Origin of the sequence: Xenorhabdus siamensis, from assembly GCF_037996745.1 — a bacterium.
Lineage (GTDB): Bacteria > Pseudomonadota > Gammaproteobacteria > Enterobacterales > Enterobacteriaceae > Xenorhabdus > Xenorhabdus indica.
Genome location: NZ_JBBMXE010000015.1, coordinates 21,277 through 44,954 on the forward strand (window position 1 = coordinate 21,277; position 23,678 = coordinate 44,954).

Annotated in this window: 22 protein-coding genes and 1 pseudogene; 3 read left to right on the forward strand and 20 right to left on the reverse strand. The window is 40.7% G+C overall.

All coding sequences use genetic code 11. From position 1 onward, the window contains the following. Positions 1–208: 208 nt before the first annotated feature. The 4 genes from AAC852_RS16075 to AAC852_RS16090 all read right to left on the reverse strand — a co-directional run bounded on the left by AAC852_RS16075 (position 209) and on the right by AAC852_RS16090 (position 4,942). Positions 209–1,138 carry a RepA family replication protein gene (locus AAC852_RS16075; protein ID WP_340621865.1) on the reverse strand — a complete coding sequence of 310 codons (930 nt, stop codon included), beginning with the start codon at positions 1,136–1,138 and terminating at the stop codon, positions 209–211. A 334-nt stretch (positions 1,139–1,472) separates the two neighbouring features. Further along, on the reverse strand, positions 1,473–1,703 hold the full coding sequence (locus AAC852_RS16080; RefSeq protein ID WP_340621866.1) for a type II toxin-antitoxin system prevent-host-death family antitoxin: 231 nt from the start codon (positions 1,701–1,703) through the stop codon (positions 1,473–1,475). Positions 1,704–1,851: 148 nt separating this feature from the next. Next, the gene (locus AAC852_RS16085; protein WP_340621867.1) at positions 1,852–4,611 is read right to left on the reverse strand and encodes an LPD7 domain-containing protein; all 2,760 of its coding nucleotides are present in this window, start codon (positions 4,609–4,611) and stop codon (positions 1,852–1,854) included. Beyond that, positions 4,601–4,942, reverse strand: a complete 342-nt coding sequence (locus AAC852_RS16090; RefSeq protein ID WP_340621868.1) for a plasmid mobilization protein — start codon at positions 4,940–4,942, stop codon at positions 4,601–4,603. The genes AAC852_RS16085 and AAC852_RS16090 overlap by 11 nt, the downstream gene beginning before the upstream one ends. A 309-nt stretch (positions 4,943–5,251) precedes the next feature. Between AAC852_RS16090 and AAC852_RS16095 the strand changes: the two genes are divergently transcribed. From AAC852_RS16095 to AAC852_RS16105, 3 genes are read left to right on the forward strand one after another with little or no spacing between them, the layout of a single operon-like run. Beyond that, entirely contained in the window at positions 5,252–5,626 is a 375-nt protein-coding gene (locus AAC852_RS16095) for a hypothetical protein (protein WP_340621869.1), read from the forward strand. Then, positions 5,607–6,311, forward strand: coding sequence for a StbB family protein (gene stbB, locus AAC852_RS16100; protein WP_340621870.1), 705 nt, complete (start codon positions 5,607–5,609; stop codon positions 6,309–6,311). Before AAC852_RS16095 ends, stbB begins: the two co-directional genes overlap by 20 nt. Positions 6,312–6,319: 8 nt before the next feature. Further along, positions 6,320–6,889, forward strand: a complete 570-nt coding sequence (locus AAC852_RS16105) for a hypothetical protein (RefSeq protein ID WP_340621871.1) — start codon at positions 6,320–6,322, stop codon at positions 6,887–6,889. A 582-nt stretch (positions 6,890–7,471) separates the two neighbouring features. Here the strand turns inward: AAC852_RS16105 and ssb are convergent. The 16 genes and pseudogenes from ssb to AAC852_RS16185 all read right to left on the reverse strand — a co-directional run. Then, a pseudogene (gene ssb / locus AAC852_RS16110) lies at positions 7,472–7,867 on the reverse strand (single-stranded DNA-binding protein); the annotation flags it as partial. Position 7,868: 1 nt separating this feature from the next. Beyond that, positions 7,869–10,133 (reverse strand): type IA DNA topoisomerase, encoded by a 2,265-nt coding sequence (locus AAC852_RS16115; protein WP_340621872.1) that lies wholly within the window; start codon positions 10,131–10,133, stop codon positions 7,869–7,871. 70 nt (positions 10,134–10,203) lie between these two features. Next, positions 10,204–10,512: a TrbM/KikA/MpfK family conjugal transfer protein gene (locus tag AAC852_RS16120; RefSeq protein WP_340621873.1), complete on the reverse strand. Its 309-nt coding sequence runs from the start codon at positions 10,510–10,512 to the stop codon at positions 10,204–10,206. Positions 10,513–10,800: 288 nt separating this feature from the next. Further along, positions 10,801–11,286: a lytic transglycosylase domain-containing protein gene (locus tag AAC852_RS16125; protein WP_340621874.1), complete on the reverse strand. Its 486-nt coding sequence runs from the start codon at positions 11,284–11,286 to the stop codon at positions 10,801–10,803. After that, positions 11,262–11,822 carry a hypothetical protein gene (locus AAC852_RS16130; protein ID WP_340621875.1) on the reverse strand — a complete coding sequence of 187 codons (561 nt, stop codon included), beginning with the start codon at positions 11,820–11,822 and terminating at the stop codon, positions 11,262–11,264. The genes AAC852_RS16125 and AAC852_RS16130 overlap by 25 nt, the downstream gene beginning before the upstream one ends. Before the next feature lie 2 nt (positions 11,823–11,824). Further along, entirely contained in the window at positions 11,825–12,244 is a 420-nt protein-coding gene (pilM, locus tag AAC852_RS16135) for a type IV pilus biogenesis protein PilM (RefSeq protein ID WP_340621876.1), read from the reverse strand. Positions 12,245–12,302: 58 nt separating this feature from the next. After that, positions 12,303–13,511: a shufflon system plasmid conjugative transfer pilus tip adhesin PilV gene (gene pilV, locus AAC852_RS16140; RefSeq protein WP_340621877.1), complete on the reverse strand. Its 1,209-nt coding sequence runs from the start codon at positions 13,509–13,511 to the stop codon at positions 12,303–12,305. Between the two features lie 12 nt (positions 13,512–13,523). Beyond that, on the reverse strand, positions 13,524–14,462 hold the full coding sequence (locus tag AAC852_RS16145; protein ID WP_340621878.1) for an ATPase, T2SS/T4P/T4SS family: 939 nt from the start codon (positions 14,460–14,462) through the stop codon (positions 13,524–13,526). A 53-nt stretch (positions 14,463–14,515) separates the two neighbouring features. Continuing rightward, positions 14,516–15,010 (reverse strand): type 4 pilus major pilin, encoded by a 495-nt coding sequence (locus AAC852_RS16150; RefSeq protein WP_340621928.1) that lies wholly within the window; start codon positions 15,008–15,010, stop codon positions 14,516–14,518. Between the two features lie 156 nt (positions 15,011–15,166). Next, on the reverse strand, positions 15,167–16,231 hold the full coding sequence (locus tag AAC852_RS16155) for a type II secretion system F family protein (RefSeq protein ID WP_340621879.1): 1,065 nt from the start codon (positions 16,229–16,231) through the stop codon (positions 15,167–15,169). After that, positions 16,224–17,768 (reverse strand): GspE/PulE family protein, encoded by a 1,545-nt coding sequence (locus AAC852_RS16160; protein WP_340621880.1) that lies wholly within the window; start codon positions 17,766–17,768, stop codon positions 16,224–16,226. Before AAC852_RS16160 ends, AAC852_RS16155 begins: the two co-directional genes overlap by 8 nt. Positions 17,769–17,778: 10 nt before the next feature. Next, entirely contained in the window at positions 17,779–18,207 is a 429-nt protein-coding gene (gene pilP, locus AAC852_RS16165) for a type IV pilus biogenesis protein PilP (RefSeq protein WP_340621881.1), read from the reverse strand. Then, positions 18,194–19,567 (reverse strand): type 4b pilus protein PilO2, encoded by a 1,374-nt coding sequence (gene pilO2, locus AAC852_RS16170; RefSeq protein ID WP_340621882.1) that lies wholly within the window; start codon positions 19,565–19,567, stop codon positions 18,194–18,196. The genes pilP and pilO2 overlap by 14 nt, the downstream gene beginning before the upstream one ends. Beyond that, positions 19,557–21,245: a PilN family type IVB pilus formation outer membrane protein gene (pilN, locus tag AAC852_RS16175; RefSeq protein ID WP_340621883.1), complete on the reverse strand. Its 1,689-nt coding sequence runs from the start codon at positions 21,243–21,245 to the stop codon at positions 19,557–19,559. Before pilN ends, pilO2 begins: the two co-directional genes overlap by 11 nt. 4 nt (positions 21,246–21,249) lie before the next feature. Beyond that, positions 21,250–22,185, reverse strand: a complete 936-nt coding sequence (locus AAC852_RS16180) for a TcpQ domain-containing protein (protein WP_340621884.1) — start codon at positions 22,183–22,185, stop codon at positions 21,250–21,252. Continuing rightward, positions 22,121–23,677 carry a type IV secretory system conjugative DNA transfer family protein gene (locus tag AAC852_RS16185; RefSeq protein WP_340621885.1) on the reverse strand — a complete coding sequence of 519 codons (1,557 nt, stop codon included), beginning with the start codon at positions 23,675–23,677 and terminating at the stop codon, positions 22,121–22,123. Before AAC852_RS16185 ends, AAC852_RS16180 begins: the two co-directional genes overlap by 65 nt. Between the last annotated feature and the right edge of the window lies 1 nt (position 23,678).

The following is a 23,678-nucleotide window of genomic DNA, read 5'->3' on the forward strand; positions in this document are numbered from 1 at the left end:
TTCAAGTAAATTAAACCGAAGTTAAAAGAATGCTATTTATACAGCTCGAATTTAATTGTATGTTTTAACAGCAATCCTATGAAAGATACTCTCAATATAGAAATTATTCTCTCTGAACTTAGTTAATTAAGTTTAAAAAACGACCAGATATTTAGTTTTAATAACACGAAAGCCGCCAGTCAAGGCGGTAATTCAAGAATAAGAGAATTTACCTATCAGGAAGGTGCTCTACATATACCTGATATAGTTCTTCATTTGAAAGTTCAGGATATTTGCTTTTAATATTGTTTTCAAAAGATAATCTTTGGGCTAATGGCTGTTGTTGCACCCAATTTTGGTATTTCTGCCAATAAATTCTTTTTTCATCAGGAACAGGCTCTGTCGCTTCAATCAGTTCCTTTCGTTGTTCTGCTGATTTTATAGCATGCTGACGTTCATTCTCTAACTCTTCATCATTTCCTATCACTAATCGTTTTAGTTTTTGAAGTAGCTTCTTTAGAGAGTGTTTATTATCAAGCGATGCCACATTAGAACGAGCTAGACGTAAAACATGTTGAGCATAGACCTGATCATAAGACTTTCGTAGCCCTTTTTTCTCCATCCAGCGCTTAAAGCGTTTGAGAATTTCCTTCATTTCAGGTGGAGAAAATCCAAGCCCCATAAAAAATTCAGGTCGAATCCATATACGCATGGCTTTATGCTGTCTACTTTCATGATCAAAATCACGATCTATGGTAATTAACTCGGCTTTTTCCCAATCATTCAGGGCGTGTAATATTGGATCATAGCTCTTACGGCCGCTATCATAACGGTAAAGTTGGCCGCAAAGTTCAGCCAGCTTTTCAACTGAACACATGACCTCAAAGAGATATTCATGATTTGGATTGTAGTCAGCATACGCAACCATTGCTAAAGCTAACTCAGAAAAGGTTTCTCGACGTTCAGAACGTATAGAAATACGCTGATTACGATTATAACGTAATTTACGCAAGAAGGAATTACGATTCCAATCGTGCACTTTTAAAGCTCCCGCCAGACGGCGAACAGGAACTATATTAGGTAATCCCCCTGAATACTTAGGTGTAAAGTGGCGATGGACTTTTGCTTTTTTATATTGATGATTTTGTTTTTCAATCATATACACCGACACTTAAGGCGGTGGAAAAGGGTTGTGTTAGAAAATACATTTGCTATAATCCCTCACAAGCACGTCGCATTTATCGAATATCGAACGTAGCCTGCTTTATGACCCCCTGAATATCCTTCGTTCCGCCAAGTTCGTCAGGATTTCAGGGGGTTTTGCATTCTGGGGTTCGGCTTTCACTCTCTACCCCATTCCTGGACGCTATTACCGGGAACGTCCCCCCCGTATGAATTTGTAAACCAACATAATTTATCACGCTCGGTTAAAAGGATCAATTCATACAATTCTTTTCTGGCAGTGCTAACAAGTTGTTTTAACACACTAATTCTCATTTTTCATAAGAATTACTATTCATAAATCTTATTTTTGCGCCAGTTTCGGCAACTTCAACACGTCGCAAAAGATCCTCATACACTTTTACCGGTACGCAATAGAAAACAGGCTCATTACGGTTCATTATGGTAATGACTTCTCCCTGACCGGCTTCAACTGTACCCATTGGGTTACGTTTTAGCTCGGTAATAGTCGCCACCCTCTTACTATGAATCACATGTGCCATCAATTTTCCCCATTGCTACAGTCTTAATGGTGCTGAGTATAGACCACTAAAGAATGTTATTTCAAGATCAAAGATCGGTGCTTCGTCAAAAAAACAAAAAAGGCTAGGTAGATACCCGGCCCTTGAAATAAGTTGAAATGGGTAACTTTTACGCCAGTTCCGGTTCGTTTGTGTTGTTGCCCAAAACCGGTTTCTTGTTCGTCTTACTCTTGCTACTTGGGATGGTAGACAGCTTGGTTGCTTCCCATACGTTACGAACGGCATCACGAATAGAGACATTACCATTTTCGTCCCTTGTTCGAACTTGCACCGGCTTAGACTCTTTCAAATCCAACGCCACTTCCTGCCCCCTCCGGAAACCTTTCAACGCTTCTTTCAGGCCAACACCCCACAGTGTAGTTTCTTTTCCATCTTTTCCTTTCAGAACAACATAGTAATTGTCGCTATTTCCTTCCTTGTGAAGATACGGGGCTGCACCATGTTTAACGATCTTACCTTCAAGTTGAGCGACTGAACGGTATAAAGGTTCGTCGTTCACTGTTGACTTATTTTCTGTCCCATCACTATACGATTTATCGTTGACCGGCATATCGGCATCGTGAGAAGCCCTATTGATAGCAGTTTCAGCCCCCTCTATGGTAAATGCCGTCTCTCTATCAGCATTGTTGGATTGGCGTTCCTTAGCCTTCAATAACTCTTCACGCCGTAGTTCAAGGGCCTCATTCATCTTTTTATCAGTAAAGTGAATGTCCAGACCTTTCTCCGCGACGACATTAACAACCATTTCTTTAAATGCTTTTGAACCCTTAATGTTAAGGGTGCTGCCAAACCGTCCTTGAGCAAGCTCCAGCGCAATGGCAACACTATCGGTTCTTAAGCCGTTTTTACGCATCGTTATCAGCTTGCCGGTATCGACGAACAGGGTTTTATCACTCGTCTTATCAAGATAGTGAACATGACTCTTACGGGTTCTTTTGGTGTAGATTTTGCTGGCATCGAGTTGCTTTTCTACTGACTTCCTTGACTCATCAGCAGCTTTAGAATATTCGACAGGATTCCTGATTTTCTCCATTACACGTGCAAAACGATTTTTAGCCCCTTGATTTTTTTCTGGCTCAGGGGCGCTGATAGTAAACCCTGACATTTTTTTATTATTACTGCTCATCAATTTCCGAATTTCTTTACTACCCATAATATAACCCTCATTCTTATTCAAAGCCGCATTCTTCCTTTTCAGTCGCTCAAAATGAATGACTGAAATAAGTTGGTTCTTTTCTTCATGGCTAAATCGTTTATCGGATAGTACCTCCCGTTTGATATCATGAAAATCTTGGTCAATTGTCTTCAGCAATTTATTAATGCCTTGATGCGGAGAGTTGTCTTTAATTCTCCGAATTAACCAAGCGGACAATGAAGATGAATTAACGTCTGCATTAATGGGTTTAGAAAAAACACCCTTTGGTTTATTAGTCGTAATTATCCCCGCCGAAAAAAGAAAATCCGCTCTCTTATTTACATCAGCAAGTGTTGGTATCTTGTTTTTAAATCGTGGAATTACAGGGTAGGGGGTTAGTTGTAATTTTCCTGATCGCTTGCGACTCCCGGCCACATATCGTTGCTGATACCCTGTTCTTCCTGGCTCGGCATAAGCATAACTTGAGCTGGAAACTCTTCCTCTTCCGCCTGATAAAGCGCGTCGCAATCCAGAATTTCTGACGGTCTGCTTGTTTCCCACGAGAAAGCGTGCATCACCCGGCAATAGCACTTGATCTCCTTGCCGGCTGCGTGAACTTGCCACATTGCCATCGGACAGGCTTTGCAAGCTATCGGAAGATGGGGAAGTAATTCCTCTTTGAGTTTCAACAACACTTCGCTGGTTATTTGTCTGTCGTTTATTTCGTATGCCATTGGAACCTCGATATGCGTTATAAAATTCATTGATGCTTGAGTTCAGTAACTTGGATTTCATATCATCACCGGATTCATAATATTTATCCCTGAATCGAGGCGATGCAATTTTATCTATATACTTAATTTCTGCTGAACGTCGTTCCCATTCAGAGAATCGACTTTTAATTATATTCTGTTCAAGCGGAGGTTTTGTTATCCTTCGATGAACAATGAAATCATCACTGAAAATACTTTCTTTTAAATTAGTAAATTTTTTATCACCGTCTAATTTTACCGCAATATACTCATTAAGCTTACCGGCGTTTCTAATTTTAATTTTCCCATATTGAGAAACGAGATCATAAAAAAATTGCCTAGACTTGATATCTTCATTATAAACCCGTTGTAATATTTGTTTTTTAAAGTCTTTATTTTTCGGCATGAAATCATCCCCTTTATAGCGGGAAAGCATATCAGCATAACTGGTTGGTGTAGCTCGCATATTATCCCTAGGTGATTCCAGTTCATATTTTTGATTGATGTATTCTTGAAAAGCCTCTAAGTATTTCTCATTCTGCTTGTAGTTTCCTACAGGATTCATTTCATTTCCAGACAACAAGTTTTTTCTGGGGATAACGATATGAATATGAGGTTTCCGGTCTACTATTTCCCCCGTCTTACGGTCTTTCATCGTTTTTATCTTTGGAAGATGAGCTTCTGCGTAGAAATTAAATTCATCAGGAGAGTACGCCTTCATCAAAAATGATTTAAATTCTTGTGTAATAGAAGAAAGCATTTCCTCATCAACCAAGTCTTCCTTGAAGGATAGCGTAAAGGTAAGATAGCGATCTTGGCCTTTATCTGGAATGCTTTTATAAACCATTTCAGTTAAATCAAGATTGCCATCTAATATGACACGTTCATCCAGTTCATCACGAGAAAATTCACGTCCAGTCTTTTGACCTTCTTCTAAATATTCTTTTACGCCGGAATTATAGCCCCGGCACCTAATCAGCATCTTCCACCGCCTTTTTCATCAGTGATTCGATATTGAGAAGGGCATTAAGAAACAACGTATATTTTTTATCTGATATTGTCCCATTTTTATGAGCCACGTTAACTTTAAAAGCCAACTGGTTTATATTATTGCTGGACTTATTAAAAAGGTATAATAGTTGTCGGGTATCTTTTATTTCTATATTGATAAAATCTCTTTTATCCAACACCAATTTTCTAAAAAATGCTGAACGACTGAGTTTGGATTCATTTATCTTTTTTTCAAATAGGGAAAACTCATCGAGAGTAATACGCAGTGAAATTACGATCTCTTTATTCTGTTTAGCAGCCATAAAGTACCTTCCAGTACTGGTAACGATGTTCCCGCTATTCGGGGTTTCAAAGGGGTTTCCCCTTTGGCACGCGACGTATGCAAAGACCGCAGGCATTTGTATACAGTCGGTAACGTGCCTCTGTCGGGTTTTGCATATTGCATTGAATTGCATTATATTGCATTAAATTTCACAAATAAGCTTGACTATTGCACTAAATTTCATTAAATTGCATTATAAAAGGATGGATATTGCACTGATTTGCATTGAGTTGCATCAGAAAGCAGTAACCATCTACAATGGAGCCATTCTCAACACATGGGGTAAATCATGTCAGACTGGCGTACAAATCCTAGACAGGGGAGAAGTCAATTTTTGCCGTTACTGGACGAAATAAAAAAGCGTCTAACTCTCGGTGAAACTATTAAGATGATTTTTGAATCATACCCTGAACTTAAAATGAGCTATCCACAGTTCACACGTTATATAAAGAAATACTGCGTAGATGAAAGTAAATTGGTGGCTCATGAAACAAGATCCAAGAAATCAGTTAACAAAGCCGAATCGATGGTAGTTCCGACAGTAGAAGCAGTACGAAAGTCAGTACAAAACCCTGCTGATTTAAAAAGGCTGAGAAACCAACCCATTGACTTAGAAGAACTCAGAGACTCACTAGGAGATAAAAATGAAAGTAGCAATTCTTAACTATACAGGAACTGTTGGCAAAACTACCGTTGCTGCACATTTACTGTCACCAAGAATGAATAATGCGCCAATCTTTGCCATTGAATCAATCAATGAAACAGCAGAAGGATTAGGAGTTGACGTTGAAAAGATGAACGGAAATAAATTCCGTGATCTGTTCAAAAAAATAATGCTTGAAGATGATGCTATCATTGATGTTGGTGCATCAAACATCGAAGACTTCATGAATAACATGATCAAATTCGATGATTCCCATGAAGAGTTCGATTTTTTTGTCATTCCTGTCACATCTGGCACTAAAGAGCAAAAAGAGACAATATTAATGTTGGATACACTCGCAAGTATCGGCATTCCGCAAGAAAAAATAAAAATAGTATTCAATAGAGTTGATTGTGATGTTGATGAAGAATTTCCGTTCATTTTAGCTCGTCATAAAAAAGAAAAAAGCTTCACACTAAATAAAGAGTGTGCAATTTTCGAAAATGAATTATTTGATGCGCTATCAATTAAAGGTTTAACGGTTGACGCTTTACTTTCTGATACAACTGACTATAAATCTCTGTTGAAAAATAATAAGGATGCAAGCACTAAAGAACGTAATACTTGGGCTGATATGTTTGGATTAAAATCACTAGCTAAAGGCGTGAAGCGTAATCTTGATGATGTTTACATTAATCTATTTTGAGGAACTATATGCAAGATGAAGAAAGAATCCCCAGAACAGCTCGTGACGCATTAATAATTGAACTTCTGGGTGATCTAGGTATTGTCCACGACAAGATAAAAAATTTACCAGAAGATATCGATAAAGCCATAAGTGGGTCACTTAATCTTGTAGCAAAAGCCGTAGAAGATGCGGAGAATACCGCATCTTTACTGGCAAAAGGTATCGATACAAAAAAAGAATCAGTAATTAAAGATATTGACACAGCAGTTAAAAACTGCCTCGATAAACATGCTGCTAAAACCTTTTCTGATATAGATGAAAAGGTCAAATCTTTACAGCATAAAATTAATAGTTTTGATTTAACCGACCCCAAAGGACGCCGCTTATCATTTATTCTTGCTACGACAATAGTCTTGATAACCATCTTCTCAGGAGTTGCTATATACGGTGTATATACCGGAGCAAATTATAGAATTGATGAACTTAATCAAATTATTTTTGCTCAAGAAAAAAAGGAGAGAAGAGGGCTTTCAGCTTTATCACCACAGGCAAAAGAACAATATAAATCAGCAACACAAAGTACGCCATCCAATTGATCCCCCCAAATTAGCAGGTTTTTTACCTGCTAATTTTTTTCTTCTTCATTTCCTCATACTAATTACCTACCAACGATAACAACATATTATTTTTGTCTCCGACCATCAAACTCCTGAGCCGCTATAATATCCGTGCGATTGGTTCGCTTCGCTCACGGCTTAGCAGGGTGTAGGGTAACGCCCGCCTAAACCCCCAGGCGGGCTGTTGTCACTGCTCCCTGCGAAAGTCCCCTCTTTGTATCGGCGGTTCAACTCCAGTGTCCTCGGTTGCTTCTGTGAGCCGCCTTCCATGCGCTGCGCGCATAAAAACCAGTGATAACCGTATATTAGACTGCATCACTTCCTCCAAATACATCAACAAACGTCTAATGCGGTGGAAAGTGCATAACAATGTCTTTGACTAGGCGGCTTTTGCTCTCGAACCATGTTACATTTCTAAATATTACCGTAGTATCTTTTATAAACATTTAACCAAATTCAGGACATAGAAGCGACCATCTACAACATTTTGCCGACGTTCTGGTGGGTGGCAAAAGATGTCTAAGATGAACTCTAGAACGGTATATCATCTGATTGTTGTGACTGCACACCCTTCCCTCCAGCCGAAGCACTTGAATCTCCCCCCTGACGGACACCAAGCATTTGCATCGTCCCACCGACATTTACCACTATTTCCGTTGTATAGCGCTCCACTCCGCTTTGCTGGTCTTGCCATTTCCGCGTCTGCAAAGCCCCTTCAATATAGATCTGCGAGCCTTTATGGAGGTACTCTCCCGCAATTTCTGCCAGCTTTCCGAAGAGCACAACCCGGTGCCATTCCGTTTTCTCTTTTGTTTCACCTGTTTGCTTATCACGCCAAGACTCCGAAGTAGCCAGCGTGATGTTAGCAACCGCCCCACCATTAGGCATATATTTAACTTCTGGATCTGCGCCTAATTTACCAACAAGAATGGCTTTATTTATACCGCGAGACGCCATTTTATTTCCTCTTATTATTGAATACAGGGGTGATTGAACCATCTTTTCCAAGCTGTAAAGTAGCGTCAAATTTCTTACCCGCCTTAGTCTTAAACCCTTTTATTTCTCTCGTTTTTCCTTTGTTCAAAAGGTCAGAAATTTGAGTAACAGTGAGTGCTTTATTAAATTGAGTTCCCCACACAACGTATTTGCAGTTTTCATTGCTACAGTTGCAGGCTCTCGAGTTTAATTCCATTTTTGAGCTACATTTAGGGCACTTGGCCTCAAAATTCTGAGCGGTAAAATCTGGTTGGCCATTGCGATCTGGTACAGCATTGCGACATTCAGGATAGTTATTGCATCCCCAGAAAGCACCGTTCTCGCTTTTGCGGCGTACATAACGTCCACTACAATCACAAGGGTACACCGTTACTTTCAGGCCGGAGACGTCTACATTTTCTACTTGGAAAGCTACGAACTTTTCCAGTTCATCCAAGAAGTTGTCCACTTCGAGTTCACCTGTTTCTATCATTTTTTGCTGTTCGTGCCACAGAGCTGTCATGTCCGGCGTGGTCATGATTGGCGGCAAAGCCTGAATAAACGACAAGCCTAATGGACTCGGTATCACCTTCTTTTTATCAATGAAAAAAAAGCCTCGCTCCTGTAAGAGAATTAAGATAGCTCCCCGTGTAGCCGGTGTTCCTATGCCACCTTGTTCCTGATCGTCCTTTCCTCCATCCCTGTCTAACAGGAGCTGCTTAATCCGCAGGTCTTCAACATATCGAGCTACGCGCCGTAGATCTTCGAGCAGAGAAGCGATGGTATAAAGAGGCGGAGGGGTTGTTTTCTCTCGCTTACTATCAACACCTGCACATTTAAGAACATCACCCTCGTTGAGTTTAGCTAGCTCATCAAAAACACCTCCGTTGTCCTGTTCTTCGCTTTCATTTTTATCAGTGAGAAGTACTGACCAGCCAGGCACAGTGTTACGAATGGCTCTCTTCCTGAATTGATTCCCTGCAATGTCAAATTCAGCCAGCGCCGATTTAAAGCCCTTTTCAGGCAGGAACTGAGCAAGATACTGCTCGACAATCGCCCTGTAGACCTTTTGCTCATCACCAGTTAAAGAATTAACATCGATCTGTTTGGCTGTCGGGATAATGGCCGTATGTGCTGTTATTTTGCTGTCATTAAAGGCACGACCTTTCTTCGCACTGTCAGTCTGTTCAAAGAATTTTGATAACTCCGGGAACGTACCAGATATTGCACTGAGCGTTTGGGGAGCTTCTACAAATTGCTCTGTAGACAAATAGCGGCAATCAGAGCGGTTGTATGTGATTGCTTTGTACTTTTCGCGTAAATCCTGAGTGATTTTCAGCGTTTTTTCAGGGCTAAAGTCATACAGACGGCTCATTTTTGCCTGGAGATCAAGAAGTGCAAATGGCAACGGAGCTGCTTTGGTCTTATCTTCCACTTTCGTGCTGATAACAGTGGCATTTTTGCCTCGGCACAATTCTACTAATTCCTGCGCGTAACCTTCCTGAATAATACGCCCTTTATCATCCACGGGGGCATCCTCCGGTACGACCAAAGGTGCCGGAATAGTCATGTTTGTACCGGTGATTGTCGCCTGAACTTGCCAGTACCAAGATTCTTTGTGATTCTGATTGGCTATATATCGCCGGACAATCATCCCCAGAATAGGGGTCTGTACCCGGCCAACAGAAATAATCTCGTTATGCCCCTTTTCTCTTCCTGCAATCGTATAAGCGCGTGTAACCTGGATGCCGTACAAATAATCAGCTACATTCCGTGCGTAAGCCCTTTTATAAAGTCCAGTAAAATCGTCGTTATCACGCATATTACGCAGTGCCTTACGTGCCGTTTCCAGATTCAGGTCATTAATGAGCAGCCGCTTAACTGGCGAGGTATTGCAGCAATACTGCAATACTTCATCGACAATAAGCTGCCCTTCTTCATCCGGATCTCCAGCATGGACAATTTCATCAGCCTGAGAAATTAACCGAGCAAGTACCGCAAACTGATCAGCCGTTTTGTCATGAATAACTTGTTTCACCGGACGCAGCTTCATTGGCAATGTTTCCCGCCGCCATTCTTTATAGGCTGAGTTATATTCTTCCGGTGGAGCTATTTTAAGTAAATGTCCGACACAATAAGAGACAACATCATCACCACACTTAATATAGCCCTCTTTGTGTTCATAATTACCCAAAGCCTGAGCAATGACCTGTGCCAAATTTGGTTTTTCTGCGATAAATAAACGCATTTTATATTTCCCTTTTAATTTATGTGTGAAAGCTTGAACAATCCATAAGGCGCGTCAGGAACTTTTATAATCACAATTTCACCCTGCCATATTTTCTCAAAACCTTTTCAATGTACTGACTTACATCGTAGGCATCGGGGCATTCCTTATGTAAAAAATTTTTCCTGGCATCAAAAGTATGGTTAGGAAGAAATGAGCCACGTTTTTTCTTCACGATATTAAAAAAGTCTCTTTCCGGCTTACTGCACTCATTACTCGATGAACCCTTCATCTTTCCCCACAGGCATAAAGTCACTTTGCATGGGTCGTCGGCTAAAGCTGTCGTTGTATATAAAGAACAGAATAATAGGAATACTGCGTAAATTGTTTTTCTTTTCATCACTTTTATCCTTTTGATTGCAGATAGGCACAGACTATATTTAATTAATTAAAATTTATAGGGTTCTTATGCCATAAAAACCCAGAACACAGAGAATAATAAAATAATAGTTTATATATGTTATTTAGATGCATGAAATGAGTATTTCAATATGGGAATTTTTTATTTTTATCTTTTTTCTTAAATATTAATGATATTTATTTTTTTAATTAAGAACAATGGTTTTATTAAATCTCCACTCCAAGAATATAATTTATTCTCTATTATTGCATAACACACTTTGAATACCTAATGGCTGCCAGTCAAAATCAAATATCGCGCATAAACTTTTTTAGCATATTTCATTCGAAGTGGAGCATTAGCATTTTTGAATCCAGAGTTATATGCGCCGACTGATTCCCAATTAATCCCGTTTGCTGAAATATTACTGGCAAGTATCCACGCTCCTACATGTATATTTTGACAAGGATTTTCCAGTAACATTCTACGGGTAATCCCCATACTCTCTAGCTTAGGAAACCATGAGGAATTAATTTGCATTAACCCGACATCCTCGCTGATTATTTTATCATTTTCTTTATTGTATCCAATAGCCCCCGGATTCATATTACTCTCCACCTCAGCGATAGCAATAAGTAGGCGGTGGTCAATTAGGAATTTTTCAGCGGCCAAATTAAAACAACTTTTATAATTGTTGAATGAGGATTTTGGCGTTGCAAAACTGAAAAGTGGTATTAAAAAAAAAGAAACTACAACAATTCGGATAAATTGCATATTTGATATCCTGAAAAGATGAAGTACACAACCGTTATAAGAGGAACTTTTTGAAGCCAACGAGTTAAAAGCAAGGTAAACAATAATACTAACAGCATCATTCCCGTTGCATACTCTGGTAATATCATCATACCAATTGATGGGAATAAATAGTAATCGCCAGAGGCGATCCACTTTTCTCTCTTAATAATATAACCATAAGCACTTAGAAATAATGCAGGGGCAACAAATAACACAGAGGCGTATAGTGAAGAAGACACATCTTCCAAGTGTAATGAATAAACAGAAAGCCCCAATAATAGATATATAAAGATATCATACACCGAAAGCAGTATGTCATTTGACAGAAAATAAATTAATACTGGCAATAGAAACATCAACATAGAAATAAGTGGAAAAATTCCAACATTGTCATTTTCTTCTTTCAATTCTTTATATTGTTGCAGTGTGTTTTTCTTTATCCTCAGATAGATAATAGGAAAAATGAGTGAAAGTATATACGAAAACACACACATAAGTGCCATGTATAAAATCATATTTATCTCACATAAACAATATAGTTTGTAGGAATAAATGATGGCTTATTTAGTTTCCCGGATAATGTTGTAATTGATGTATCGTCTGAGAACCCCACCCATGCACTATAATCAGTTCTTCTCATTATTTCGGACAATACACCGCTTGTTGATGGCATAAAGATATAACCGGTTCCTGAGCTAATGTACATTCTTATTGAACTATCAACAGGCAGCCATGAAGGTAACGAGACAGAGTTTGTCACATCGCCATTAGCCCCCCCATTTGCTACATAATAGGCGTCAAACGCAGAAGTATAACTAAGGAACAACGAAGCCTTATTTAGCTTTAAGGTTTCATTGTATTCCTCTCTTCCTCCAAATAAATTTTGGTAGAAAACAATAAACAACATACAAAGAATCACAATTAACCATGATTTCATTTAGGCCTCCTTAGTCTTTTATAGATGATTGTCACAAGACAATATATTGATACTTATATCAACGACAACAAGTGATGACATAAGCAGATTCCCTGCCCTGATGACCTACAAACTGAAGACCCGCAGCATACCAACCAACAGGACAACGATATTCATTAAAATCACGCCCGCCCCAGTTCCCCATTTTCGTACATCGGTTTTGTCTTAGGGTTGCTTCTGTTTTTGTCCATCTCCCAGACTGGCAGAAAAGCGTTGCTCCGGCTGCATCACGCCCCAGCAATCCGTTTGGTGAGCAAGCCGCCCCAGCGGTAGCTATACCATTTATTTGCAAAAATTCATTTGCCGTCATACGCCCATTGGATTGGATTGTCCCCGCCTGAACCTGACCGCCTGTGTATATTGACTTATCCTGATAGGCACGTATCCAGGTGTTGTCACTCATGTACAACCCACCTCCCCATTTCTCACTATACCAACCCGTATCACCCGTTGTTCTAAACCATCCTCCAGTAACAGTTTCTCCCGTAGTACGGGTAGTCTCAGAATTAACAGTTGTTGCGGTGACAGTCGTTGCGTTCGTATTAGTGGAATTAAGCGTGGTCGTAGTTGTTGTTGCGATATTTGTGATGTTATTACCGCCCATATTGAGCGATGTACTCATAGTATTCAGTTCTGGATGGCCAGGAACTGCTTTACGGTAAAGATAATCACTAATGTTGACGCCATTCTCGTAAAATCCAGCGATAACTACGCTCCCATCACCGGGGTTATACCCACCAAAAGAGGATAAGTTCATAGTCCAGCTTCCTAACGCCCCTTGTGCCACGTTGCCATCAATGATCCCACCATCAGCACCGATGCCAATGGCGATTTTTCTGGCTAAATTTTTTGATAGCTTTACGCCCCCATTAAGAAAAGTCATAGAGTTTAATTTATGGGTTATCGGTTCAAATACGCGCGTCTGGTATGTCGCAGAAAACCCATTTTGTGCAGAAAATCCCGATGGCAAGTAACCGGCAGAAATCAACTCCGGTACACCAAAAATATAAGGTGTCGTAGCTGTAGCTGTGGCAGCAATCGTATCATGGTTGTCTTTAATATAAATAGTTACGGCTTGCTGTACTCGCTTAGCATGGGTTGCTGCCACAGTGGCTCTAGTCTGATCAATCATCCAGCTACTCAGTGGAATGATAATTACTGCCAGTACAATAAGAAAAAGTCCAACAGCAATCACTGCATCGCTGATCTGTGCGACACCTTTTTTCATGGTCATATTTCCTTAAAGGGTATAGGCAATAGCATTAAATTCATCTGCAAGCGCTTTATAATTTCCTTGCATTATTTTTGATTTTATCGCCTGATTTTGAGTGCAATTAACCAAGTTATAGGCGTTGATATCAATATCACGCCCAATGATAACTCCTTCTCTTAATATCGGCGTCATTTTCTGATGTGCGATAATATAGAGAGTATTTGCAATATGTTGTCCCGCGTTTGGGTTGACCTCTTCACAGAACATCACATAGCGTTCTATGGCCTCAAACACCGACGAGGCGTGTATGGTCGATACAACAAACATCGTGAGAGAAGCCTTTAAAACTTCGTGTGCCGTTTGACCGTCACGTATCTCACCTAGCAGTAAACATGAAGCGCCCGTTCGCCACGCTTTTTTGGTTGCTGATGAGTAGGTTTCATCCTGCCCTACTTCAAGTTGCATACAACGCCCCTCCCCATGTCTCCCATTCAGTAACGTTTCTATGGGATCTTCTATAGAAACGCCAAAACTCGCTGTGGTTTCAATTCTATGGCGAAGAACTGAGGCAGCAGTCGTCGTTTTCCCACAGCACATTTCGCCAGCGATCAAGCAAAGGCCGGTTGCCCCAGAATATGCTACAGAACGTCTTAGATGCGTGGTAAAGGGAATATCACTGAATTGGACGTTACTTGCGGGAGTTTGACGAATAACAAAACTTACGCCATCAAATATATTGCAAATAACAGTAATCCGATAAAGTCGGGTGTCATATTGTATGGAAAATTCGGTCTTATGAGTGCTGATATAAATTTCGTTGCATTTATTTTTAAGTGAATCGGCATCTTTCCGGTAGACTTCAGGTAAATCTACCAAAAATGCGGCAACTCCTTGCAGCCCTTTAACCTCGGCAAACCCATCACCAATATATAAATCAATAAAACTAAGCTCTCTTAATGTATTCATTTTTCAACCTGAATTCATGCCCTGTTATCCGGGCATGAATTATTATGTTTACGTTATGATTTGGTTGTAAATGTGACGCTATTGCTATCAGTTGTACAGGCGGAAGTAGCCATTACAGCGGTGACTTCACCCGTGAAAGACTGAGAGTTAATTTTTGTTGATGCCATTTCAGAAGTCCCTAACTTCTGTGCCAGATTGATACAATCCTTATTGGATAACATGGTATCAGTAATAGAAAAGCCGACACCTGCACCTTTTACAATAATCTCCCCACCTGAACGATTGTTGATAGTGTTTCCCGAAAATGAAACGCTGCTGGGTAATGCACCGGCATTAATTAAAGCCTGGTTATAATCGGATGTTCCATAACCACTGCTTGCCCGCATATTTTTAGTTTCGTTGATCAGGTTGCTGATTAATGTCACTTCATTTGCAGCATAAAATTTAGTGTATCCCACATAAGACAGCGCCATTACCACCGCAATAATAACCAGAGTAATGCCGATTGATACAACGGAATCAGTAATGTTAGCTATACCACGTTTCATGTTCTTCAAAATATATCCTTAAAAAAATAAGTTTAAATTTTTACAAATAGCATAGAGTACAAGAATAATCTAAACGGCTAGGGGTTGTTTTGGAATTTCGTCATATTCATAATTTTAATATCTGTATTCTTTATCTCCGTTATCCATTGAATACTTTTAGTGGAAAAATGCTTGTTGAATTAAATCAGACATAATTAAGATGAGTAATGTAATTGAACTTGCACAACCAAAATAACCTAATATTCTAAGTAAGTTCCCTGCTCTCTCTACAGAACTAACCGTCTTATCCAACCATTTACCGGCAAAGCGTTTAAGAGAGCCTTCTTCATTAGCAGTTTCAAAAAGACTCTGCATTTTGATAATGGCATCTTCACCGGGAAATTCGTAACCGGTAGCATCCAGCGCTGTACCCAAATTTTTCTCACCTGCTTCGATAGCCCTCAACGTGGATTCCAGTCGTTCCAACAACCAAGGCGATTTACACGTTTCCACCATGTTGTTGATTGCCGTTTCCATCGGTATGCCCGCGGAAAGCATGGCATTAACATTAAGGATAAATGTGGCTCCGTGAAGACGCCGGTAAATTGAATAAGGAGGAAGTCTGTCAAAGAAGAAGCGCAGGTTCCCCGTCCATAACGACAGTGATTTATATACTGAGAAAATAAGCAATATGATGAAGCCAAGTATCACATACCAGTACTCCGTCACTACCACGTAAAAATACCAGACCCCCAACTGAAGAACGTTCCACTTTTCGAGCGGAATATTTTGTTTAAGAACAGGGACAAGCAACACACAGAACATGATGACAATACTGAAAGACAATGCAAACATATATGTCATTATCATTAATGATGATTTGATTGAGCGCAGTATTTTGTCTGAGCCTTCCGCAATGAACATGGCATTTAAAAATCCGTCTGCAACTCTGCCTGCCACATCACACGATTCGATGATGCTTAATTCCTGTTCTGGTATCCACTCTTTCAATGACTCGGAAAGAGAGAATCCGGCCTTTAAATTTTGACTACATTCTGTGAGAATTTTTCCGATTGGACTACCTGGGTTTTTTCCTCGCCTTGTGTAGTTATCAATAAGTTTATTAAACGTGTCTTGCGCACTCACACCATCCAATAGATACTGCCTAAAGTTATCATATATCTCTATTCGGTCGGAGGCACTGAACGTTTTAAGATAAATATAACGCTCAAAATTATTCATTAAATTTGACATCCCGATCTAGGTTACAAATTTTCTTATGCGCCATCACGGGATCTACCATACCTTGATTAATCAGGTTGGTTATATTCTCACATAATGTCTCACCCCCGTTTTCACGCCAGTATTTCCATGCCGAAAACTTCCCCTCCTTTTCATACAGAGACATGAATCTGTAATCGGTTTCTATGACCTCAAATACCCCAGTACGACCTTTAATACCCGTATGCTCACATTCGCCACAGCCATTATCATTACGAAGATAGATAGCTTCCTGATAGGTATGTTCCTCTATCAACGCCCGCAACTCTGTCTCAATTTCTGCTTTATATTCTGAGTAAGGCCTTTTACAGGCTGGACATAACAACGGGGTTAGACGTAATCCAATCAAGCAGGTTATTAATGTTGCATCCGTGAGTAGATCCTGCTCTACACCAAAGCGGCGCAGGCGCTGAATAATATCTATTGGATGACTGGTGTGTATCGTGGTAATCACGTTATGACCTGTTTGTGCCGCTTCAATCACACCGGTTGCGGAAGTGCTGTCACGCACTTCACCGATATAAATAAAATCCGGGTCAAGACGCATCAGGTTTGAAATAGCTCGCCCCCATGCTTTCCCCATTAACTGCCGATCACTACGATCAGCAATGATTAGGGGAGTCTGTACCGCGCCACGAATAGGTGACTCAATAGGGTCTTCGACAGTGACAAGGTTTATACCTGAATTATCGCGGGTAACACTCTCGGCCATACACTGCGAAAGCGTAGATTTTCCGTGTCCCGTCGGCCCACTCGAAAAAATCACCCCAGAAGGTTTCGACAATACCCGGCGGATAGCTGAGGACTGCTTTACGGTCAGACCTAAAGACTCTAATTCTAATTGCTGTTTACGCTTCGTAATCAGCCGTACAACAGCCAAGAGCGTTCCAGCACTACCCGGACGGCTTGCAAAACGGCCGGTACTCAAACCGAAGTCGGACACGAATTCTTCTTTTATTCGGGCATCACAGGGTTCGTTATAGCTCAAAGTCCCCATACTCTGTTCTGTACTCATCGTATTGAACAGCGTCTGCACAATCTTTTTTCCATTTTCCGCAGACTCTTCAAATTGCGGGATATTTCGTTTTATTCCGTCAATTCTGAACGCCACCTGAAAGTAAGAAGAATCGATACGAAAATGTATATCCGACGCTCGCAGTTCAACAGCTTTCTTTATAATACTGATAACCGTATTTTGTGCTTCACTCTCATTCTTCTGTGAAGGTGTACTGGTTGTATCAAATGCATCAGATAATTTTGCTATTTCTTCACGTGTCACCCAATTAATCGCTGGCCTGAAATTTTTTTTCCGCAAGTTTTTTGTTAAGTCGAAAAGCAGAGGGTTTCCCGTCAGTTTATCCAGCACAAATAACTGATAGGAATCTTCTTCATTATTTTTTAAAAGTCTGACACTATTCTTAACTTCTTCTGACAGGTTTATTCCCTCTAAGACGTGATAAATATTAACTAAGCTATGGGTTTGTTCAGAGTATTGCATTTGCCACTCCTTAATTGAGTACCTGTGTGCGTTGTGTGGAAATATTTTTTATCTTTACGCCACTTAAGCCTATGCTTAATACCTGCCAGGTTCCTCCCGGCAGCATGTAACCGGGACTGACAGTCGTTGTGTTACCCTCAGACAGGCTGATAACAGCCTTCTTTCCGTTAATTTTTACCAACTGTGGAAACAGGGCAGCGGTTGACGTCTGTATGCCCCCGCCATTGGATGTTGAGTACGGGTTAACGGGAGTCATGGACATTCCTGAATCATAATCATGCCCTTCAGCATCAGCTTTAGCTCTATTGAGTGCGGCTTTTGCTTCGTACAAAACTCTCTGTTTTTGAAGATTATCTAAATCCCAGACCGTCCCGGTTTCTGCACATGCACCAAATGTCATAAGCAACAAAGTAGCAAGAATCTTATTAACGTATGCCATACACTGACCCCGATATTTTATAGATGACTGAACCCTGATCTTGTCCGATTTCATAGATGATGCTGTTAATCCTGATCCCAGTGTAATCCTCACCTTTAAATACAAGCTGAGGTGGCACATGGGTTTCAACATGGAAGGTGTATTCTTTCCAGTCCTGTAGTGGTAAATCCTCTCCTTCTTCATTTTTCGTTATGTCCTTAATCGAAACCTCAGTCAGAGAAGCCGATATATTCACAGACTGAAATAATGAGATAACCTTTAGCAATTGCTGCCCCATGTTTTGCATGGGATCATCACCGTTCGGATGTAATTTATGCGCAATACTCAACGCCGACATTGAGGTTTGCGTAACATTAAAATCGGGTTCTGTACCATAGATTTTTCTTACAGCTTTAACGAATTCTTCTGACGTCACAGCAGAATTATCTGGCCTGTTGAAATTAGCGCTCATTCCTTTTTGGCTACATTTCACCATTGCAAGCGTCCAACCTGCGATGGAGATAGGTAGTTTTCTTAATCCCTTTTCGCAACCTTGCAAAAATACAGGTATTGAAGAAGATGTTATCCAAGGATGCTTCATCTTATCCAAGGCAGCCTTATATCTTGCTTTTTTATTTATTTCCTGCTGTTTCAATAGCATAGATTGAACAGCAGCTCTTTTTATCCTGTCCTGCTCATCAAAATAATGAAGAATAAAAAATACAGTCACACCCGACATCACCAACGCAGCAGTAAAACCGATTAACTGGCCTTTAGTCATTCCCCAGCTCAGGGGCTTAAGCCGAAAATCCTTGCTCATATTAGGAGGTTTTAATAGCGCTTTAAAATCCAGAGACTCAGTAATCCAAGTAAACAGCGCCGGATCACCATAAACAGGGATACTAATATCTTGCTGATTTCCACGAAGCTCCTGCTTCAAATCCAGTACAACTTGCTTGATATCCTTTCCGGTATGGATCGTATCTGAAATAGGGTGAATGGAACCTTTCTCAGTACGACCAACCAGGGTATATTCTTCCTCATTGTTCTTATTTTGACCTAACTGGATTACGGCAATACAGCAACCTTTTAGCAAGGAGGCTAAGGCAACAATGAGTGAGTAATGACCACGCAATTTTTGTCGGGTTTTGGGGGCAAAACCAGCCTGTGGCGATGCGTCAACGTCACGAATAGCAACAACATCGAGATTACGCGCTTTCCCTATTTTCTTCACTTCTTTCATGAAATTTCGTTGAGCCTTGATCGTTTCCCATTCAAGACCAACAACAAAACGATAATGATTAATAGTTAAAATGCGAATTGGGGTTTCCTTTATAGCGCTGTCAATGTTTTTCCTTTTTATTTTCTGTCTAGCGTACATATGGCGTCACCGTAATTACAAAAATTTGTTTAGATTTCGCGCCGGACAATGCCCCACCCAATAAAATATTGTGGGGTGAACCTATACCTTGCCTGTTTGAGTTATTTATATTTTGCTCAAAGCCAGACATAATTAATGTTTGGCCTGGTTTAAGCCATACACGCTGTTGTAGTGAGCGGGTATCAATATCCGGGGCCTCAATCTTTTGAGTATCTGACGTTATTGTGCGAATTTGTTTAAGGCTGGAGATATCCATAAACATATTAAGCATCAGGCGATCAGAGCCTTTCAGTATCTTTGGTAAGATCGTGATATTTGTGCCAGTAGTAACACTGCCAGGCATCAGTGATTGAGAAGGAACCGTCGCATCACCTTTCGCGTAAGCCGTTGTAGTCACATCTTTAAGATAAGTCGTTTGTTGTCCAACTAATACAGGTGCAGCCGCCATATTAGTCGTCATGATCGTGCTGGTCTTCACATCAGATACTTGTGCCTGTTTAGAGAGCGCATCGAGCAGGAACGATGAACCTGCAAACTGAGCAGCGTAACCTGTTGCCGTATCGAGCACGTTAACTCCCCCTGAAATAGCGTCACTGGACATCCCGCTATTCGTATTCGCCAGTGAGATACCGTATTTCCCATTCAAAGACTTCCAGACCAGACTCCAGTCTATGCCGACCATATCACTTACATCCGTATTCACTGTGTAGGTAACCACTTTAAGGATTACCTGGCGGCTTAGCGCATTATTTTCGTCTTCAAGGTATTCCCCGATACGGCTGACAACATCCGGTACATCCGTCACCATCAAAGTGCCGGTTGTTGCATTAAGACTGAGACGACCAACCCCAGGCGTTAACATACTCTGTACGGTTTCTTTCAGGTCCTTATAAAGCGCGTTCTCCATTTCCACCGTTGATGACATGGTAGAACCGCCTGAGCCTGATACTCCGGTGCTGGAGCTACCACCACTACCGCTACTATCAGTGCCGGTAGCATTGGACAGACCGCTTATCACCGCACCTTTAAGTGCATATTTGGCATCGGCTGGCTGTATATCAAACCGTTTCGTTTCAAGGTAATAGAACACTACATTTCCGTTGTCGTATTTCCATGAAATACCTAGCCGACCCGAAACGAGATCAAGAAGGCCACCCAGCGTCCCTGAATAACTAACGTCAGTAATAGTACGTGCAATGGCAGCAATTGAAACGGGGTCATTTCCGTTAGCTTCAGCGCCAAACATAGCCAGAGGCTTAATTTCGTTGCTGTTAATGACAGGCGACGGCACAGAGGACAAACGCTGAGTTTTTGAACCCTTTTCAGCGCCAGTGTTGAGGTATGAAGCAGCATCAGGAGTGACGCGGATACGAAGACGACATTGTTCACTGATATCCTGGCTAAACTGAAAAATATCCTGTGGCCTGACTGCCTTATAAATAACCTGACAATTAACCACCGGTCGGGGAGCATCATATTTAGGCTTTGGCAGTGGGGTTGGGTTGATATACTGACCGTTCTGGAACTGAACTACCGGATAATTATCTTCCATTTTTTGTATCAACGAAGAGGCTTTGTTTTCTGTTTCTTCGGCATCTTTCTTAACTTCATTCATTCGTTGCATCGCGCAGCCAGAAAGCATTAAAGCTGCAATAATAATTGACAGTGTTGTTTTCATATTTTCACTTTCTATCACTGATTACGATGAGGCATTGATGGCGATACCCGCTGACATAAAGCGGGGCTTGTGCTTTACGATAGAGATTAAAGAGTTGGCTGGTCGCATCTTCAAAAGATGCACTACTAAATGAAAGCAGATAATCAATTGCGTAATCGGTATCCGTATCCCACCTAACGTTCCACTTTCCATTTCCTGTCGGACATTTTTCTTTTGATACCCACGATTCAAATCCTTTTTTCAGAGAAGTTCCCTTATCAATTTTCCAGACCTTAATTTCAGGTGCCGATTTGATAATGAGTTTAGGTATTTCTGGCGTGATCTGCTTGGTCGATTGAGTAACAGCAGGTGTTACAGGTGGAAGTCTTGTTTTCCCCTCTTTACCGATTGTTGCTAGTATCACTGGTTTATCAGATAAAAGTTTCCCTGTTGCCGTCGTGACTGGCGCTGCCGTTTGTGTACTATACTTAACAAAAACCGCTTTTTTTGTTTCGCTAATATCAGCTACAAGACCATAACTGGTAAGCATTTTTCGGAGCACATGAGGCCATTGATCATTGCCAGTCCATGAAACATTGCTCCGGAAATTCTGAGAAACATCAGGCGAGAGTTTTACACCCCATGATACAGGTACAATCTTACGCACGGCTGTGTATAAAGGAATGTGTTTCCCATCATCGGTAACGAAAGACGTTTTACTGTAGTTCCCTTGTCTTGTTGTTAATATTGTTACTGGCATCGGCTGCGACATAATGTCTACCGCACTACTTTGATGAATTTGCCTGGAAGGTATTTGAGATACGACAGGTTCAAAACTTACCCAGTCTCCCTCTGGTTCAGAGAGTTTAGGCGGTAAACTACACGCCGATAATGCATTAGTAATTAAGCCAACCAAGATTATTTTTTTTGTTCGCATACCAAAGCCTTTTTTTAATTTCATCGTCAATGACGGCTGAAAAACTTTCGTTAAACTCAGCATTGAGATGTTGTTCCTTTTTGCGCATAGGGATAACGATTCCGTCCAATTGTTCCCGACTCGCCAAAGGTATATTAGGCCGAGGCATATTTGCCCTTAATTTAAAAACATCTTCTTTATACCAAAAGATTTTCCTTGCTTTTATATTTAAAGGCTTAGTGTCTTTATTACCTTGGATAAAGACAATTTCCTCATCATACGGCATATCGAGTATTTCTTGTGGCAACATTAAGGGTCTGGGTTGTACGGTTCGGTTACGACTTCGACTTTTTTGTTTTCCACCGACATTATCAGAATACGTTGTTACAGGAACTGTAGTTGTTCCCAGCGCTTTACTGTATTCTTCTGCGGCTGGAAAATCTTGTTTTGCCGGCGCGTAAACAATTTCAACATGAAAGGCATTCATCATTGCATCTGCGGTTTCCCTACCATACATATTCCTGGCCCGTAATTGTGCTTTATTCTGGAATATAAAGTTAAATCTAAATCCATAACCGCGTAAAAGTGCAGGCGCATTTTCAAATGCTTTAATTCGTCCCATGACTTTTGTTTCATCCATAAACATACCTATCTGGTATTTAAGACGAGGTTTACCATTTTCATCAAAGCCGCCATCCTCTGGTAAAACCTTTGAATTAGCCCCCATTAATTGAGTGAAAAACAAATTCATGAGAGTACCAAATTTATCTACTGCATCATTAGTGACGGAAAAATAAACGCTCATTTTTCTTTCACGCATTTTAGAAAAATCGATATCGTTTCCTGAAACAGCCCATGCCACTTTCTTCTCACCAAACATCCCCAAAACTTCGGAGAGGATATCCATATAGATAGACCACGATTTCGGGTTTGAAGATATGGATATGATATTCATCATTTCCCGAATGCATTCAGAAGACAGCGCCCGATCTTCGTTATCCCTTGCCTCAATGGTATCTTCTACCCACTGAGGCAAATCTTCCCCCAAGCTGGTTATTTCGTACACCTGTGGAAGCGTGAGTGGCAATTCAGGTGTTTCCATCAGGTACAGCACCAGAGCTGAGAAGATCTTACCGGCGTTATTGTAGAAAGCCTGGTTCTCAGGGTTTGGTGAGACAAAAAGCGTAGTGGCTATGGTTTTGATATCGGCGAAACGTTCCAGCTCATCACTAGAGAGATAAAACAGCGGGTTCCAGCGATGAGTTTCCAGTAGTTCAGGAGAAAAACGATAACACTCATGGCCACAGGCAGCACGAAAACCCGATGTAATGTTCCAGTTTTCGAATTTAGGGTCATTCACCGCAACTGAATCAGGAAATGACAACAGATTAGGAATAACAAAACTCACCCCTTTACCACTCCCCGGTGGGGCAGCCAGAAGAATAAAGGTCTGACCGTATGATGTAAGAAAAATGTTTTTAGTGGGATGTTTACCAATGATGATACCTGGATATTTTTTCTTTTTACCTTTACTCATA